This is a genomic window from Mycobacterium sp. ZZG, from assembly GCF_054786995.1.
Window position 1 is genome coordinate 1 of record NZ_JBTBFV010000082.1, and the last position, 17196, is coordinate 17196.

The 17196-nt window shown below is 67.5% G+C and carries 17 protein-coding genes; 12 read left to right on the plus strand and 5 right to left on the minus strand.

Annotated features, from left to right (window positions below; translation table 11 throughout):
• Positions 1-126 precede the first annotated feature (126 nt).
• Positions 127-990, minus strand: coding sequence for an MmpS family transport accessory protein (locus ACXMYJ_RS26630; protein WP_460359300.1), 864 nt, complete (start codon positions 988-990; stop codon positions 127-129).
• A 130-nt stretch (positions 991-1120) separates the two neighbouring features.
• Between ACXMYJ_RS26630 and ACXMYJ_RS26635 the strand changes: the two genes are divergently transcribed.
• The 3 genes from ACXMYJ_RS26635 to ACXMYJ_RS26645 all read left to right on the plus strand — a co-directional run bounded on the left by ACXMYJ_RS26635 (position 1121) and on the right by ACXMYJ_RS26645 (position 3441).
• Positions 1121-2947 carry an alpha/beta fold hydrolase gene (locus tag ACXMYJ_RS26635; RefSeq protein ID WP_260758194.1) on the plus strand — a complete coding sequence of 609 codons (1827 nt, stop codon included), beginning with the start codon at positions 1121-1123 and terminating at the stop codon, positions 2945-2947.
• An 86-nt stretch (positions 2948-3033) separates the two neighbouring features.
• The gene (locus ACXMYJ_RS26640; protein ID WP_260754388.1) at positions 3034-3237 is read left to right on the plus strand and encodes a hypothetical protein; all 204 of its coding nucleotides are present in this window, start codon (positions 3034-3036) and stop codon (positions 3235-3237) included.
• Between the two features lie 48 nt (positions 3238-3285).
• Positions 3286-3441, plus strand: coding sequence for a hypothetical protein (locus tag ACXMYJ_RS26645; protein ID WP_260754386.1), 156 nt, complete (start codon positions 3286-3288; stop codon positions 3439-3441).
• Between the two features lie 4 nt (positions 3442-3445).
• Here the strand turns inward: ACXMYJ_RS26645 and ACXMYJ_RS26650 are convergent, their stop codons facing one another.
• Complete coding sequence (locus ACXMYJ_RS26650; protein ID WP_460359301.1) at positions 3446-4063, minus strand: SACE_7040 family transcriptional regulator; 618 nt, start codon at positions 4061-4063, stop codon at positions 3446-3448.
• Between the two features lie 93 nt (positions 4064-4156).
• Here ACXMYJ_RS26650 and ACXMYJ_RS26655 point away from each other — a divergent pair, with 93 nt between their 5' ends.
• From ACXMYJ_RS26655 to ACXMYJ_RS26690, 8 genes are all read left to right on the plus strand, one after another.
• The gene (locus tag ACXMYJ_RS26655) at positions 4157-5707 is read left to right on the plus strand and encodes a carboxyl transferase domain-containing protein (protein ID WP_460359302.1); all 1551 of its coding nucleotides are present in this window, start codon (positions 4157-4159) and stop codon (positions 5705-5707) included.
• Positions 5708-5790: 83 nt separating this feature from the next.
• Positions 5791-7773, plus strand: a complete 1983-nt coding sequence (locus ACXMYJ_RS26660) for an acetyl-CoA carboxylase biotin carboxylase subunit (RefSeq protein ID WP_460359309.1) — start codon at positions 5791-5793, stop codon at positions 7771-7773.
• Between the two features lie 30 nt (positions 7774-7803).
• On the plus strand, positions 7804-8964 hold the full coding sequence (locus tag ACXMYJ_RS26665) for an acyl-CoA dehydrogenase family protein (RefSeq protein ID WP_260754380.1): 1161 nt from the start codon (positions 7804-7806) through the stop codon (positions 8962-8964).
• Positions 8964-9458, plus strand: coding sequence for a MaoC family dehydratase (locus tag ACXMYJ_RS26670; protein ID WP_260754379.1), 495 nt, complete (start codon positions 8964-8966; stop codon positions 9456-9458). Before ACXMYJ_RS26665 ends, ACXMYJ_RS26670 begins: the two co-directional genes overlap by 1 nt.
• Positions 9459-9460: 2 nt before the next feature.
• A complete protein-coding gene (locus ACXMYJ_RS26675; RefSeq protein ID WP_460359303.1) occupies positions 9461-10264 on the plus strand; it encodes an HpcH/HpaI aldolase/citrate lyase family protein in 804 nt (267 codons plus the stop codon).
• A 273-nt stretch (positions 10265-10537) separates the two neighbouring features.
• A complete protein-coding gene (pdhA, locus tag ACXMYJ_RS26680) occupies positions 10538-11623 on the plus strand; it encodes a pyruvate dehydrogenase (acetyl-transferring) E1 component subunit alpha (protein ID WP_260754376.1) in 1086 nt (361 codons plus the stop codon).
• Between the two features lies 1 nt (position 11624).
• Positions 11625-12674 (plus strand): alpha-ketoacid dehydrogenase subunit beta, encoded by a 1050-nt coding sequence (locus ACXMYJ_RS26685; RefSeq protein WP_460359304.1) that lies wholly within the window; start codon positions 11625-11627, stop codon positions 12672-12674.
• Positions 12671-13822 carry a dihydrolipoamide acetyltransferase family protein gene (locus tag ACXMYJ_RS26690; protein WP_460359305.1) on the plus strand — a complete coding sequence of 384 codons (1152 nt, stop codon included), beginning with the start codon at positions 12671-12673 and terminating at the stop codon, positions 13820-13822. Before ACXMYJ_RS26685 ends, ACXMYJ_RS26690 begins: the two co-directional genes overlap by 4 nt.
• A gap of 1 nt (position 13823) precedes the next feature.
• Here ACXMYJ_RS26690 and ACXMYJ_RS26695 read toward each other — a convergent pair whose 3' ends face one another.
• Together ACXMYJ_RS26695 and ACXMYJ_RS26700 are read right to left on the minus strand one after the other, a co-directional pair.
• Positions 13824-14576, minus strand: coding sequence for an enoyl-CoA hydratase (locus ACXMYJ_RS26695; RefSeq protein ID WP_460359306.1), 753 nt, complete (start codon positions 14574-14576; stop codon positions 13824-13826).
• A gap of 4 nt (positions 14577-14580) precedes the next feature.
• On the minus strand, positions 14581-15357 hold the full coding sequence (locus ACXMYJ_RS26700) for an acyl-[acyl-carrier-protein] thioesterase (RefSeq protein ID WP_460359307.1): 777 nt from the start codon (positions 15355-15357) through the stop codon (positions 14581-14583).
• A gap of 316 nt (positions 15358-15673) precedes the next feature.
• Here ACXMYJ_RS26700 and ACXMYJ_RS26705 point away from each other — a divergent pair, with 316 nt between their 5' ends.
• Positions 15674-16162, plus strand: a complete 489-nt coding sequence (locus ACXMYJ_RS26705) for a hypothetical protein (protein WP_443189152.1) — start codon at positions 15674-15676, stop codon at positions 16160-16162.
• 661 nt (positions 16163-16823) lie between these two features.
• Here the strand turns inward: ACXMYJ_RS26705 and ACXMYJ_RS26710 are convergent.
• Positions 16824-17021: a hypothetical protein gene (locus ACXMYJ_RS26710; RefSeq protein WP_460359308.1), complete on the minus strand. Its 198-nt coding sequence runs from the start codon at positions 17019-17021 to the stop codon at positions 16824-16826.
• Between the last annotated feature and the right edge of the window lie 175 nt (positions 17022-17196).

Consider the following 17196-nt stretch of genomic DNA (forward strand, 5'->3'; position numbering starts at 1 on the left):
TTGCACCGGAAGTGCCTTTCTGAACGTGGGCTGATCGAAGTGTGGTAACTCCAATCATCCCAGCTCAAAGGGCACTTTCCTTACATCAACACCCTCCGAACAGGCGATTCATCGGTGGATCGAGGCTTAGCGCTTCGGGGTGCAGATGGTCAGGCCGATCCCGGTGCGCTGGTCGAGCTGCGCGCCGTTCAGCGTGATCGAACAGGTCACCTCGCGCCCGACGTTGATGATGCTGATGCTCGCCGAATCCTCGCCGGGTCGAGGCAGCGCAACCTCCTTGCTCCACGGCAGCATGACGTTGAACTCGGTCTGCAGCAGCCCGCCGGTGTCGACGTAGGTGATGTTGATGGCGCGCCCGTTGCCGTCGACGGTGTAGACGACGGTGTCGGTGGCGCCCGGCACCCTCGGTGCGGTGGGCGAAGTCCGCGGCGTGCTCGGCAGCGTGGGAACGGGCAGCACCGGCGTCGTGGGCCTGGTAGTCGGTGTGCGCGACGTCGTCGGCGGGGACGGCGTCGTGAACGTCGGCTCCGGCGCCGACGGCAACGGAGCCACGACCGTCTGTTGCCGCGAGCTGTTGACGATCACCAGTGCGATCACCAGGCCGATCACCAGGAGCACCGCCACTCCCGCGACGATCCACAGCCAGCGCGGCGACTTCGGTCCCTCCGGCGGCGGCTCGGACCCCTGGCCCGGCGGCTGCGGCGACGGATACTGCCCCATCGCGTACGGGTCGTACCCGTACGGCGAGTAGGCGGGCATGCGCTCTGTCGGGCGGGGCGCCGACGGCGGCTGATACGCCTGGCCGTACGGCGTCTGGCTGGCGTACGCGGGATCGGAGTAACCGGAATAACCGGGATGGCCCGGCTGCTCCTCGCGTCCGCTCCAGCCGGATTGCTCCTCGCGTCCGCTCCAGCCGGATTGCTCCTCGCGTCCGCTCCAGCCGGATTGCTCCTCGCGTCCGCGGCCGAAGGGTGACTCCGTCATGCCCACCTCATGGCTGCAGGGTACCTGTGCGACCGCTCAAGGCGCCCCGGCGCCGGTCCACCCCGTCATCACGCCTGCCGACCGTGCACAATCGGGAACCGTGGCAGAACAGGTACGCCGGATATACGGCGCGTCGATGTCTCCCGACGCCACCGCGTTCGCCCATCTCGTCGACGACGGCGGGTACCCGAGGGCGGTACAGCGGTTCCTGCGTGGGTGGCGGGCGAGCTCGTCGCGCGACGTCGAGCTCCCCGTCGAGGGCTCCGTCACGCGGGTGCTGCACTCCGCCGACGGGCACTGGTTGGCGTGCCAGGTGGCCCCCGAGGGTGGCAGTCGCAGCCAGATCTGGGTGGTGACAACGGATCCCGACGACCGCGACGCGCGCAGGATCGACAGCTGGCCCGAGGGGGTGGAAGGCACCGCCGAGCTGATCAGTTGGGACGGATCCCTGGTCGCTGCGATCCTGACCGGAGAAGACGGGGTGGGCAGCTCATGTCTGCTCGACCCGTCCGGTGGGCCCGTCACGGTGCTGGACCGCCGCTCGGGCGGCCGACTCGTCGATGCCTGGGCCGGGGCTTCGCTGGTGCGGGTCGGGCCCCGCGGCTATCGCGAGCTCATCATGCTGCGTGGCCTCACCGAAACCGCCTTGCTGCCATACGATCCCGGGTCCACCACCGACACGGGGATCATTCTCGACGACCACAGTCCGCGCCGGTTGCGTTCCGGGCCCGACGGCGAGACCACCGAGCTCTACCAACCGGCCAAGGAGTACGGCCTCAACAGCACCGAAGGCTATGTGCGTGCGCTGATCCGCAGCGAGAACGGAGCTCAGCACGCCCGCCTGCTGGAGGTGATCGTGACCGCGGACGGGGTGTCCTACCAGGTGTTGGCCGAGAGGCCGGGCTACGAACTCGATGAGTTCGTCGTCAGTGACGATCTGTCGACGGTGGCGATGTTGTGGAACCTGCACGGCGCCAGCGAATTACAGATCCTGGAGTATGCCGACTACACGCTGCACGACCCGATCCCGCTGCCCGGCATGGTGGCCGGCGAGCTGAGTATCAGCGCCGGCGGGTCGATGCTGGCTCTGACCGTCGAGGGTCCCTCCAAGCCGCCGACGGTCGAGCTGGTGGATCCGCGCACCGGTGAATGGCAGCTGGTCGACCGCGAACCGAGCAGTGGTCCGGTATCGGCTGACCCCACGCTGGAGACGATCATCGCCCGCGACGGGTTGACCTTCAGCGGTTGGCTGTTCCGTCCTCCCGACGGCGTGGACACGATCGGCGCGATGCTGTTCCTGCACGGAGGACCCGAGGGACAGGGTAGGCCGGGCTACAACGAGTTTTTCCCGGCGCTGCTGGACAAGGGGATTTGCGTCTTCCTGCCCAATGTGCGCGGTTCGGGCGGGTTCGGCAGGGCCTTCATGCACGCCGACGACCGCGAGCGCCGGTTCGCCGCGATCGACGATGTCGCCGACGCGGCCCGCTTCCTGGTGGGTAACGGGTACGCTCCGGCCGACCGGGTGGCGTGCTGCGGCTGGTCCTACGGCGGCTACCTGACCCAGGCGGCACTGGCGTTCCATCCCGACGAGTTCGCTGCCGGGATCAGCATCTGCGGCATGAGCGATCTGAACACCTGGTACCGCAGCACCGAACAATGGATCGCCGCCGCGGCGTACCCCAAATACGGGCACCCCGTCAGTGATCAGGACCTGCTCGACCGGTTGTCCCCGCTGCCGCGGGCGGCCAAGATCACCGCGCCGCTGCTGCTGGTGCACGGCCTCAACGACACCAACGTGCCCCCGAGCGAGTCGCAGCAGATGTACGACACGCTGACCGAGCTCGGCAGGCCGGTGCAGCTGTTGACGTTCGACGACGACGGCCATGAAATCGACAAGCGCGAGAACCGTGCCGTGTTGCGAAAAGCCATGACCGCGTGGCTGACCGACGCTTTCGCCGATTGACCTGTCGCCGCCGAGGTTTACCGCAATTTTCTGCGGGGTAAATCTCAGCTGCGCGCCACAAGGCCGCGCAGACGGAGGAGGCACGCATGCGAGGAGCTCTCGGCGTCATTGTGCTCGTCTGGTTATTGATCGGCGTCTTCGCCGCATATCAGCGTGACTATTTCAGTGGTGGTGAAGCCAATTGCGCCACAGCCGGAAGCATTGCACTGACGGTGGTGGCGGGGCCACTGAATTACGCGGGAGTCAATCCGAAGGTGACGGATTGCAATGTCCCCGAACCCAGCCAGTAAATCGCTGACTGGATAACTGAATTAAAACTGGAAGGGAAGAGTGAGATCATGATCGTCCTCGGTGCGATCCTGCTGATCCTGGGGCTCGTGTTCGGCATGTCCATCCTCACCTACATCGGTGTGGTCCTGCTGGTGATCGGCGCCGTGTTCTGGGTGCTCGGCTCCGTCGGGCGGCCGGTCGGTGGTCGAAAAGTCTGGTATTAGCGCTTCACCCGCGTAGGCCGGCCGAGGTCAGCGCCGCGACCGTCATCGTTTTGAGGACGGTCCGGAAGCTGGCCTCGGCCGTTTTCGTGAGGCCGGGTTTCACGCCGTGCGGCGTCGAGTTCAGCAGCCCGAACGCCGCGTGCGCCATTAGTCGCGCGTCCGCCTCGGTGAGTTCCGGGTTGCGCCGCCGCAGCACCTCCACCCAGATCTCGACGTACTGCCGCTGCTTGCGGCGAACCTGGCGTTTGGCCGCAGCGGGCAGGTTGCCGAGGTCGCGGTCCTGGATGCGGATCAGGTCGGGTTCCCCCAACGCGAAGTCCAGATGGAAGTCGATCAGCCTTTCCAGTGCGGCATCGGCGTCGGCGGCCTGCGCGACCACCTCGCCTCCGCCGGCCAGCAGGCGGGTGCTGATGCCCACCAGCAACTCCACCAGCAGCGCTTCCTTGTTGGGGAAGTGGCGGTAGATCGCCGGACCGCTGACACCGGCGGCCGCCCCGATGTCCTCCAGTCGCACCGCAAGATAGCCGTGTTCGGCGATCAGGCGCTCGGCTGCGGCGACGAGTTGGCCGCGGCGGTCGGACTTGGCCCTGCTGCGTGGCGAGGTCGCGTCCGTAGTGGTCATGACGTGAACCTCCCGTCGATGCTGGACATCATCAGTTAATGGTGCTTAACATACCACCCGGTTAGCCGTCATTAACTCAAAGGTGGTTCCCGGATGGCAGCGCGGACATCTCACCGCGACAGTCACGTCGCGCTGGTCGATCAGTTGCGGAGCAAGCTGGCTGCCGCGGCACTCGGCGGTCCTGAGCGCGCACGCGAGCGCCACGTCAGCCGCGGGAAATTGCTGCCGCGCGATCGCGTCGACGGTCTACTCGACCCGGGAAGCCCGTTCCTGGAGCTGGCCGCGCTGGCCGCCGACGGCATGTATGACGACGAGTGCCCGGGAGCGGGGATGATCGCCGGGATCGGCCGCGTCTCCGGGCGCGAATGCATGATCGTGGCCAACGACGCCACTGTCAAAGGCGGCACGTACTACCCGATCACGGTCAAGAAGCACCTGCGCGCCCAGGAGATCGCGCTGCAGAACCGTCTGCCGTGCATCTACCTGGTGGACTCCGGTGGCGCGTTCCTGCCCCGCCAGGACGAAGTGTTCCCGGACCGCGAGCACTTCGGTCGCATCTTCTACAACCAGGCGACCATGAGTGCCAAAGGGATCGCGCAGATCGCCGCTGTGCTCGGCTCGTGCACCGCGGGCGGGGCCTACGTGCCGGCGATGAGCGACGAGGCCGTGATCGTCCGCAACCAGGGCACCATCTTCCTCGGTGGTCCGCCCTTGGTGAAGGCGGCCACCGGCGAGGTCGTGACCGCCGAGGAACTCGGCGGCGGCGACCTGCATTCCAAGGTGTCTGGCGTGACAGACCACCTGGCGCACGACGATCGCGACGCGTTGCGGATCGTCCGCAACATCGTGAGCACGCTGGCGCCCCGGGCCGAGCCGCCCTGGCAGGTGGCGCCGGCGGCCGATCCGGTCGCCGAGCAGACCGAGCTCTACGACGTGGTCCCGGTCGATTCCCGGGTTCCCTACGACGTGCACGAGGTGATCACCCGCATCGTCGATGGTGGGGAATTTTCCGAATTCAAGGCCGAGTACGGCACCACGCTGGTGACCGGATTCGCTCGCATTCACGGGCACCCTGTCGGCATCGTCGCCAACAACGGGGTGTTGTTCGGCGAATCGGCGGTCAAGGGTGCACATTTCATCGAGCTGTGCGACAAGCGCGTCGTACCGTTGCTGTTCCTGCAGAACATCTCCGGGTTCATGGTGGGGCGCGACTACGAGGCGGGCGGCATCGCCAAGCACGGTGCCAAGATGGTCACCGCCGTGGCGTGCGCGCGGGTCCCGAAGCTCACCGTGGTGATCGGCGGTTCCTACGGCGCCGGCAACTACTCGATGTGCGGGCGGGCGTATTCACCACGCTTTTTGTGGATGTGGCCCAACGCCCGTATCTCGGTGATGGGTGGCGAGCAGGCCGCCTCGGTGCTGGCCACCGTCCGCGGGGACATGACGCCCGAGGAGGAGGAGGCGTTCAAGGCGCCCATCCGCGCTCAGTATGAGGACCAGGGTAACCCGTACTATTCCACCGCCCGGCTCTGGGACGACGGTGTCATCGACCCCGCCGACACCAGAGATATTGTCGGACTGGCGCTTTCGGTGACCGCCCAGGCGCCTCTGGAGCCGGTGTCCTACGGCGTCTTCAGGATGTGAGGAATATGAACCACACGACGTTTCACATCCAGGGCGAGCGCAGCGACGGGATGTTTCACATCCAGGGCGAGCGCAGCGACGGGATGTTTCACACCGTCCTGGTGGCCAACCGGGGCGAGATCGCCGTTCGGGTGATCCGGACGTTGCGCGCCATGGGAATTCGCTCGGTGGCGGTGTTCAGCGACGCTGACGCCGGCGCCCGGCACGTCGCCGAGGCTGACGTGGCAGTGCGGATCGGGCCCGCGCCGGCGCGGCAGAGCTACTTGTCGATCGATGCACTGCTGTCGGCCGTCGAGCGCACCGGCGCCCAGGCAGTGCATCCCGGGTACGGATTCCTGTCGGAGAACGCACAATTCGCCGAGGCGCTGCAACACGCCGGGATCACATTCATCGGCCCGCCGGTGTCGGCGATCCAGACCATGGGCGACAAGATCTCGGCCAAGGCCGCGGTGTCGGCGTTCGGGGTTCCCGTGGTGCCGGGCATCTCCCGTCCCGGTCTCACCGACGACGACCTGATCGCCGGTGCGGCCGAGGTCGGCTTCCCGGTGCTGATCAAGCCCTCCGCGGGAGGCGGAGGCAAGGGCATGCGCGTGGTGCACGAAGCCGCGGACCTACCTTCGGCCCTGGCCAGTGCTCGTCGCGAGGCAGCGTCGGCGTTCGGTGACGACACGCTGTTTCTTGAACGGTTCGTGCTCAATCCCCGCCACATCGAGGTCCAGGTGCTCGCCGACACCCACGGCAATGTGGTGCACCTCGGTGAGCGCGAGTGCAGTCTGCAGCGTCGCCATCAGAAGGTCATCGAAGAGGCCCCGTCACCGCTGCTGGACGCCCAGACCCGTGCGCGTATCGGTGCGGCCGCCTGCGACACCGCGCGCAGCGTCGACTACACCGGTGCCGGCACCGTCGAGTTCATCGTGTCCGCCGACCGCCCCGATGAGTTCTTCTTCATGGAGATGAACACCCGATTGCAGGTCGAGCACCCGGTCACCGAGATGGTCACCGGGCTGGATCTGGTCGAACTGCAGGTCCGTGTCGCCGCGGGGGAGAAGTTGCCGGTGGCGCAGGAGGACATCCGCCTCGACGGCCACGCCATCGAGGCCCGTGTGTACGCCGAGGACCCGGACCGCAACTTCCTGCCCACCGGGGGCGATGTTCTCGCGCTGCGCGAACCCGCCGCGCCCGGCGTGCGGGTGGATTCCGGACTGAGGCGCGGCACGGTGGTCGGCAGCGACTACGACCCGATGCTGGCCAAGGTGGTCGCCCATGCCGGGGACCGGCCCGGCGCTCTGCGCGCTCTCGATCGGGCGCTGGGCGATACCGCGGTCCTGGGACTGACCACCAATGTGGAGTTCCTGCGCTTCCTGCTGGCCGATCCCGACGTGGTCGCCGGAAATCTCGACACCGGGCTGCTGGATCGACGGCTGCCGGATTTCGCGCCGGCGCCGGCGACGGATGCGGAACTCGTCGCGGCGGCGGCCTATCGATGGCTGCGGTCATGGCCGGGGGCGCCGGCGAGTCCGTGGGAGGTGCCGTCGGGCTGGCGGATCGCCGGGCATGCCCCGACGCCGATCCGGCTGCGGGCGGGGGAACGCACCGACCACGTCTGGCTGACCGGCACACCCCAGGAGGCCACGGCCACCGTCGAGGGCGGCGAAAGCCGTACGCTGAGTGCGACTCTGGCCGCCGACCTGCTGGCCGTCACCCTCGACGGGGTGCGCACGGAGTACCTCGTCGCCGGAGCCGGTCATCAGGTGTGGCTGGGCGGTGCGGGACGGGTGACACTGGTTGAGGAGGTCCGGGAAGCCCCCGTGCGGCCCGACGACGCCCACAGCGGCGACGCCGAACTGACCAGCCCGATGCCGGGCGCGGTAGTCGCCGTCGGGGTGGAGGACGGTGCCACGGTGACCGCCGGGACCGTCGTGGTCACTGTCGAGGCGATGAAGATGGAGCACGCGCTGTCCGCCCCCGTGGACGGAGTGGTCGACCTGCTGATCGGTGCGGGCGAACAGGTGAAAGTGGGCCAGGTGCTGGCCCGGATAACGGCAACCGAGGAGCCGCAGTCATGACAGTCCAGCGAGAAGCGGAGCGAATCGCGCATGAACAATAACCTGGCCACCGGGACACTTCCCGACCATTACGAGCAGCTGGCCAAGACCGTGCGGGATTTCGCGCAGAGCGTGGTGGCGCCGGTCGCGGCCAAGCACGACGAAGAGCACTCGTTCCCGTACGAGGTGGTCTCGGGGATGGCCGAGATGGGGTTGTTCGGCCTGCCGTTCCCCGAGGAGTACGGCGGCATGGGCGGCGACTACTTCGCGCTGTGCCTGGCGCTCGAAGAGCTGGGTAAGGTCGACCAGAGCGTGGCGATCACCCTGGAGGCCGGCGTCTCGCTGGGTGCGATGCCGGTCTACCGGTTCGGCACGGAGGCCCAGAGGCAGGAGTGGCTGCCGCTGCTGGCGAGCGGAAAGGCTTTGGGCGCTTTTGGTTTGACCGAAGCAGGCGGAGGTAGTGACGCTGGGGCGACGAAGACGACCGCCCGGCTCGACGACGGACACTGGGTGATCAACGGGTCCAAACAGTTCATCACCAATTCGGGAACCGACATCACCAAGCTGGTCACGGTCACCGCGGTCACCGGGGAGACCGGCGGCAAGAAGGAGATCTCGTCGATTCTGGTGCCGGTGCCCACACCGGGGTTCACCGCCGAACCGGCCTACAACAAGGTCGGTTGGAACGCGTCGGACACCCACCCGCTCAGCTTCGACGACGTGCGTGTGCCCGAGGAGAACCTGCTCGGCGAACGCGGCCGCGGCTATGCCAACTTCCTGCGGATCCTCGACGAGGGTCGGATCGCGATCGCGGCGCTGTCGGTCGGTGCCGCCCAAGGATGCGTCGACGAAAGCGTGAAGTACGCCAAGGAGCGGCACGCCTTCGGCCGGGCGATCGGTACCAATCAGGCGATCGCGTTCAAGATCGCCAGGATGGAAGCCAGGGCGCACGCCGCCCGCGCGGCTTACTACGACGCCGCCGCGCTGATGCTCGCGGGCAAGCCCTTCAAGAAGGCCGCCGCGGTGGCCAAGCTGGTCTCGAGTGAAGCGGCGATGGACAACGCCCGCGACGCCACGCAGATCTTCGGCGGCTACGGGTTCATGAACGAGTATCCCGTGGCACGACACTACCGCGACAGCAAGATCCTCGAAATCGGCGAGGGCACAACGGAGGTGCAGCTGATGCTGATCGGGCGGGAGCTGGGTCTGTAATGAGCGATGTGACCCCGAAGACGATCGTCGTCCAGCGCGGGCTCTGGTTCGAGGAGTTCGAGACCGGCGTACTCTACCAGCACCGGCCGGGGCGCACGATCACCGAGGCCGACAACGTCTTGTTCACCACACTGACGATGAACACTCAGGCGTTACACCTTGACGCCGCGTTCTCGGATGCGTTGCCGCCGTTCCACCAGCGCCTGGTCAACTCGATGTTCACGCTCTCGACGCTGGTCGGTCTGTCCGTCGCGCAGCTCACGCAGGGCACCATCGTCGGCAATCTCGGTTTCGGTGAGGTCGCATTCCCGAAGCCACTGTTCCACGGTGACACGCTGTACGCCGAGACCGAGGTCGTCGACAAGCGGGAGTCCAAGAGCCGCCCGGGCGAGGGCATCGTGACCTTCGCCCACACCGGCCGCAACCAGCACGGCGACATCGTGGCCACGGCGTCGCGCAAGACCATGGTGCGCAAGCGCCCCGAAGGAGAGTGACGATGGCACTGGCTGTCGGTCCCGCGTGGTTGTTCTGCCCGGCTGACAGGCCGGAGCGATTCGAGAAGGCCGCTGCAGCAGCCGATATCGTGATCCTCGATCTGGAGGACGGTGTGGCTGCCAAGGATCGCGAGGCCGCGCGCAAAGCGCTCGTCGACACCCCGTTGGATCCGGCGCGCACTGTGGTGCGGGTCAACCCCGCCGGCACCCCCGACCACGAACCCGACCTCGAGGCGCTGGCCGGCACGTCGTACACGACGGTGATGCTCGCCAAGACCGAGTCACCGGAGCAGGTCGCCGCGCTCGCCCCCCGGCAGGTCGTGGTGCTCATCGAAACACCGCTCGGTGCGCTCAATGTGGTCGACCTGGCGCGCGTGGACAACGCGTACGCCCTGATGTGGGGTGCCGAGGATCTGTTCGCCGTGCTCGGCGGGACGGCCAATCGCTACCCCGACGGCTCCTACCGCGAGGTGGCCCGCCACGTGCGTTCGCAGACGTTGCTGGCCGCCAAGGCGTACGGCCGGCTGGCGTTGGACTCGGTGTATCTCGACATCAAGAACCTCGACGGCCTGCGTGCCGAGGTCGACGACGCCGTCGCGGTCGGGTTCGACGCCAAGGTGGCCATCCACCCGTCTCAGGTCGCGGTGATCCGGGCCGGCTACACACCCACCGATGGCGAGGTGGAGTGGGCCCGCCGTGTCCTCGACACCGCGCGCACCCAGCGAGGCGTTTTCCAGTTCGAGGGTCAGATGGTCGACATGCCGGTGTTGCGGCGCGCCGAGCGCATCGTGGCTCTGGCGCCCTAGCTGCGACGACCTAACCCGTCGGCCCGGCGTCCATCCCCCCGTGGGGGTGCCTTTGACGACGACGCGCGCCGCGTCATTTGTGGTCTGGTTCACAGTTCGTCGGCATAATGGGGGTGCCCCAGTGCTACGGCGAGCACAGCGCATCGTCGACCCGGCGCCACAACCCCGGTGCCGGCCGACAGCTCCACACCAGGAGTCCGGCTCTGCCGCCGCTGCCCTGAGCACCTCAGTCGTCTGACGGCGCGATCCGCCGCAGTGACCCTAGGAGGCGGTATGGCTGGATTGTCGGCGCTTGCTGAGCTCGGCGAGCCGATTCAACTGGTGGCGCCCGACGGCGCAGCCACCGCCGAATCCCGATACCGCAGAGACCTCCCACCCGAGACACTGGCCTGGCTCTACGAGTCGATGGTCGTCACCCGCGAGCTCGACACCGAGTTCGTCAACCTGCAGCGCCAGGGCGAGCTGGCGTTGTTCGCGTCCTGCCGTGGTCAGGAGGCCGCCCAGATCGGCGCCGCGGCGTGCCTGCGCAAGACCGACTGGCTGTTCCCCCAGTACCGCGAACTGGGCGCGTTCCTGGTGCGGTCGATCGCACCGGCCCAGCTGGGTGCGCTGTGGCGAGGACGGTGGCACGGCGGACTGGGATTCACGGACAAGTGCGTGGCCCCGGTATCGATACCGATCGGCACCCACGGACTGCACGCGGTCGGTGCCGCGATGGCCGCCCAGCGTCTGGGCGAGGATTCGGTGACGGTCGCGTTCCTGGGTGACGGCGCCACCTCCGAGGGCGATGCGCACGAGGCGCTCAACCTGGCCGCGGTGTTCGGTGCGCCGTGTGTGTTCTTCGTGCAGAACAACCAGTGGGCCATCTCGGTGCCGGTGCAACGCCAGCATGCCGGTCCGACACTGGCGCACCGGGCGATCGGATACGGCATGCCCGGGGTGCGGGTCGACGGCAACGACGTGCTGGCCTGCTACGCGGTGACCGAACGTGCCGCGGCCCGGGCGCGGGGCGGCGGCGGTCCGACATTCATCGAGGCGGTGACCTACCGGATGGGCCCGCACACCACCTCCGACGACCCGACCCGGTACCGGTCCGACGAGGAGGTGGAGCGTTGGCGCGCAAGGGATCCCATCACCCGGTACCGCACCTACCTGCAGCACCGCGGGGTATGGACGCAGCGGCTGGAGGACCGCGTCGCACACCGTGCGCAGCGGCTCCGCGCTGAGCTGCGTGACGCGGTGATCCACGAGCCCGATATCGACGTCGGCGAGGTGTTCGACACGGTCTACCACGACATCACCCCGGAGCTGTCCCGGCAGCGCGACGAGCTGTTGGACGAACTGGCGAAGGAGGCGTGAGATGACCCAACTCATCGAGCGGCCCTTCGGTTTCGACGACGACGCCCCCGAGCCGGACCGGACGCCCGAGCCGGCAGCCTCGGGCAACCCGATGTCGATGGCGCAGGCGATCAACCGCGCACTGCACGACGCGATGCGGGTGGACGAGCGCGTCCACGTCTTCGGCGAGGACGTCGCGACCCTGGGCGGTGTCTTCCGGGTCACCGAGGGGCTCGCCCGAACCTTCGGCGAACAGCGGTGTTTCGACACCCCGCTGGCCGAGTCCGCGATCATCGGCGTCGCGATCGGGATGGCGATCCGCGGCCTGGTTCCGGTCCCCGAAATCCAATTCGACGGTTTCGCCGCGCCGGCGTTCGACCAGATGGTCAGTCATCTGGCGAAGTACCGCATGCGGACCCGCGGTGACCTTGACATGCCGGTGACCGTGCGGATCCCGTCGTTCGGTGGCATCGGCGCGGTGGAACACCATTCGGAATCGACCGAGACGTACTGGCTGCACACCGCGGGCCTGAAGGTGGTGGTCCCGTCCACGCCGACCGACGCGTACTGGCTGCTGCGCTACGCCATCGCCGCCCGGGACCCGGTGATCTTCCTGGAACCCAAGCGCCGCTACTGGGCCAAGGAACCGGTCGACACCGGCAACCCCGCACCGCCGATCGGCCGGGCCGAGATCCGCTGCCACGGCGGCGATGTCACCGTGATCACCTACGGACCGTTGGTGGCGACCGCACTCAACGCCGCCGACATCTGCGCCCACAGCCTCGAGGTGGTCGACCTGCGGTCGTTGAATCCGTTGGACTTCGACACCGTCGCGGCGTCGGTGCGCAAGACAGGTCGCGCCGTGGTGATGCACGAGGGGTCACGCACGCTGGGATTCGGCGCCGAGCTGGCCGCCCGGATCCAGGAGGAGTGCTTCTACGAGTTGGAGGCGCCGGTGTTGCGCGCCACCGGGTTCGACACCCCGTATCCACCGGCGCGGCTGGAGAAGCTGTGGCTGCCGGGGGTGGACCGACTGCTCGACTGCGTCGAGAACGCGATGAGCCGGCCATGAGCGCGGTGCAGGATTTCTTGGTCCCCGACCTCGGCGAAGGCCTCGAAGACGCCACGGTCACCGAGTGGAACGTCGCGGTCGGCGACGAGGTCGAGCTCAACCAGCCGCTCTGCACCGTCGAGACCAACAAGGCGCAGGTCGAGATCCCCAGCCCATACGCCGGCCGGATCGTCGAACTCGGTGGTAGGGAAGGCCAGACGCTTCCGGTCGGTTCGGTGCTGGTGCGCATCAGCACAGACAGTGAGGTGGCGGGAACGGACCGGCCGGCACGCCGTCCGGTGCTGGTCGGTTACGGTGCGGACGACACGATGGACGCCAGCCGGCGACGGGCCAGGGCCAAACCGCCGGTGCGCAAACTGGCCGCTGATCTGGAGGTTGATCTGACGCGGCTGGACGGCTCGGGACCGGACGGCATCGTCACCCGTGACGACGTGCTGGCCGCGGCCGACGCGCCGGCATCGGACGCCGCGGTCACCGGTGTCCGGCTGGAGATGGCCCGACGGATGGCGTTGTCGCGCCGGGAGATTCCGGACGCGACTGCCTCGGTCGAGGTTGACGGGACCGCGCTGTTGCGGCTGCGGGACCGATTCAGAGACGCGGGCGCCGATTCGGTGACGCCGTTCGCGCTCGTTGTGCGCCTGCTGGTCGTCACGCTGTGTCGCCATCCGGCGCTGAACTCGACCTGGGTGGACACCGCCGACGGTCCGCGCATCCATGTCCACGCCGCGGTCCACCTCGGCGTCGGTGTCGCAGCGCCCCGGGGGCTCCTGGTCCCGGTGGTGACCGACGCGCAGCGCCGGACCACCCGACAGCTCGCCGACGAGGTCGCCCGCCTGGCTGCCGCTGCCCGCGACGGTACCGTGAAACCCGTTGAGCTGCAGGGCTCGACGTTCACGGTGTCGAACTTCGGGGCCCTCGGTCTCGATGACGGGATTCCGGTGATCAATCACCCCGAGGCGGCGATCCTCGGCGTGGGCGCTCTGAAGCCGCGCCCGGTGGTGGTCGATGGAACCGTGGCGGCGCGGCCGACGATGAGGCTCACCTGCGCGTTCGACCACCGCGTCGCCGACGGTGCTCAGGTCGCCGCGTTCCTCGGCGGGCTGCGCTCGCTGATCGAGGCGCCGGAGCTGACGCTGCTCGACCTGTGAGCTACTTGCGCTTGGCCGCGGCCAGCCGGGCCGCGAACTCAGGCGACTCGATCGAACGGGCCTGCGGCACGATCTCGATGTCGACCGCGAGCCTGTGCTGATCGACATCGACTGTGCCCGGATTGGCGGTCGCCCGCATGGAGGCCTTGGTGGCCAGAACGACCTCGCGCGGCGCGGCGGCCGGGCCGGCGGCCAGCTGCCGGGCCGCGGCCACCGGGTCGTCGGCGACCTCGAGTGCCAGACCGTGGCGCACCGCGGCGTCGGCGTCGAACCGCACACCGAACAGCAGCGCGGCGCGGGCGGCCTGTGGCCCGACGATGCGGTTCAGCATCCAGGTCGCGCCGCCACCGGGATGGATGCCCAGCTTCTGGAAGCGCGGGTCGAACAGCGCGGCCGGTCCGGCGATCCGGACGTCGGCGGCCAGCGCCAGATTCAGTCCGGCACCGACGGCCGCGCCGTTGACCGCGGCGATCGTCGGCAACGTGCAGTCGGCGATGGCCAGGAATCCGTCGTAGATCACCCTGAGCCCGTCCTCGGTCGCTTCGCCCAGGGCGGTCAGGTCGGCACCGGCGCAGAACGCCTTGCCCGCGCCGGTCACGATCACCGCGTGCACGCCGGGATCGGCCTCGGCGTTTGCGACCGCGGCGCGCAGGGCCGCGGAGATCTCCGCGGTCACCGCGTTACGGCGGTCAGGATCGTTGATGGTGATCAGCGCGACGTGGTCTTCGACCTGCGTCAGTACGAGTTCGGGCACCCGGTCAGCCTATCGAGAGCCGCCGCAACAGGGCTGCCGCCCGCACGTCATCGCCGACCGTCAACGCGATGTGGACCTGCGGATCGGTGGCGTCGCCGCGACAGGCCCAGCGGATCGTGACGTCCTCGCCGTACTTGATCGGCTTGCGGTACTCGATCACGGCGCGGTAGGGCGGCGCGCAGACTTCCGGCACCACGGCCATCACCTCGTGGATGGCGTGCCAGTATGCGGTGTTGGTGACGTGCTCGAACAGGTCGATGTCGGTGCGTCGCAGGGCGAACGGTGTCCGCTGGTCGACATCGTCCGGATTCTGCAGCCAGGGCCGCCATTTGAGCCGATGCTCCTCGGTGGTGGTGGAGAATTTCTCGATCAGTGAGTCCGTGGCGCGTTGCGGGGTCAGCGTTTTCGCGTTCATCGCGATCCAGAAGCCCTCGGTTTCGATGCGGCCGCCGTCGCTGCCGACGAGGTCGACACGCATCGTGCACCAGCGCAGCGACAGCGCCGAGCACCACCTGCTGAAGGACACCTCGTTGGGGAATTCGATCGGTTCGATCACGTCGATGACGGTGCGTTGCACGAGCCAATGCGGATGAGCTTCGGCTTCCCCGGCATCCATGAGGTTCTCGGCCCCGACCTCCTGGATGTAGCGCGCCACACTGTCCAGGCGCAGAGTCAGGTCAGCGCCGATGTCGCCGGTGGCGACCCGCCACGCGGTGCGGTAGACGTAGCCGGAATCCGGCAATGCGGCCAGCCGATGGTCGACGGGGTTGTTGGGCATCACCTGAGAGCCTAACTACCGGCACCCGGCGCGCCCGTCGGTATCGGCCACCGCAGGAGGTAGCGGTAGTAGAGGGCTCCGGTCTCTGAAGCCGATGACGAGACCCTCAGACCTCCCGGACTAATTCGGAACCAACCCCCGTCGAAACGAACCTGGGGACCTCCACAAGCGCCGGCCCCCGCGCGGCGCCCGCACGGGCACAACTCTCTAACTCTTCAACGATGACGACGCCGCCGAGTAAGGGTCGCCAGAAAGCGGCCCCGGTTCAAAGGATTTTATTTTCGTCGTCGAACGTCAGATCGGGAGGTACCGTCCGATCATGAAGACCATTTCAGCTATCGCTGCGTTGGCGGCATTGGCCGCAATGAGCGGTTGCTCTATCGACGATGGCACCGTTGAGACGATCCGCGACAATGTGGAGAGTCAATACTCGGAGACGATGGCGGCACGGGCCGGTGAGTCCGCGGCCCCTGCGCCGTCGTCGGGGTCGTCGGGCTGGGCCGGGATGCCCAACTTGGAAATGCCGCCAGGGGTCAGTTGGTACCGCACGGAAAACGACGGTATGGCCGGGGTTTGGTCATATAACGGCAAGAAGGACGACACGGAATTGCGGAGCCAAATCTATCGTCGGGTGGATGAGCAGCTCATGAGGGGCGGCTGGGAGGAGTGCCCCGCATCGGCCGACCCCGTGTACGAGTGGATTCGAGATACCGAGGGCTTCCGGCTCCATTTCGTGGCAGGCTCTGGCTACACGATGTACGTCCGACTGACTCGACTGCCGTACGAGATGGCTAACGGCTGCCCATGATCATCGCAACCCCGGGGGTATCAACATCTTTCCCCGGGCATGTTCGGCGACTCTCTCGGCACCGTGAAATCGCATCAACAATATTGGTGTAAACCATCTTTCATATGGCTTCATAAGGCCGAATCTGCCAGCACCCGAATCTGCGTTCTCTTCGATGAGGGTGAGCGAGTCCATTGCAAACAATGGCTTACAGATATTGGACACTCTGAGTCAAAGCCGGAGTGCTGGTGGATATGCCGAAGTGTTGTTCCACCTATTGTGGTCGAGCGGGCGCACATGCGGGGTCGTTTTCGTTTGGGGTCAACGGGCAAATGGTGCGCGCCGTTTCAGCCGGCCGGATTTGAAGTCCATCTCGAGGTACAGATCACGCCCACGTTTCTCATTTTCGTCATGACGGCGAGTGCCGCAGACCACCCGCAGCCTTTGGAAGCCTCGGCTACGGGTGCCTCTGGGTGGGTCGTTGAAGCGACCTGGGGCTCTCGGCCCTCGCCGACGGCCGCGGCGAGCGGCGGCGGACGCCGGAACCCGGGTGCGAGGTCGCAGCTGATCTGCCGGGTCTTCCGCAGGCTTTGACGACAGACAGACAGAGCACCGACCAGGAGACAGCCCGCTGCCGACTTGTTCACACGCCCGTACGGTCCGATTCTGCCGATGCCTCGGCCTACGCGGTGGAACCCCCGTCGGCTGTGTCGGTCTTGTCGGCCGCACCGGTCGTCGCCTCGGTGTCGGGCCTCGCAGCTTCTCCGGATTCGGTGACGGACTCGGCTTCGATGATGGAATCGGACGCGGTTTCCGGGTCGGATCCGGCTCCGGTGACGGGCACGGCATCGTCCTCGATGCTCTGCTCGTCGCGCCGCACGATCTCCTGAGTTGGGTCACTTTGGTCAGTTTTGTAGGGTGGCGGTGCCTTGAGCTGGGGTGATGTCTCCGCTTAGTGCCCCTGCTAGGCACTAATTTGGGTCAGTAGGCTGCCTGGATGGTGTGGATTCGGCGGGTGCGCACGGCCTCGGGCGCGACCGCGGTCCAGATCGCCG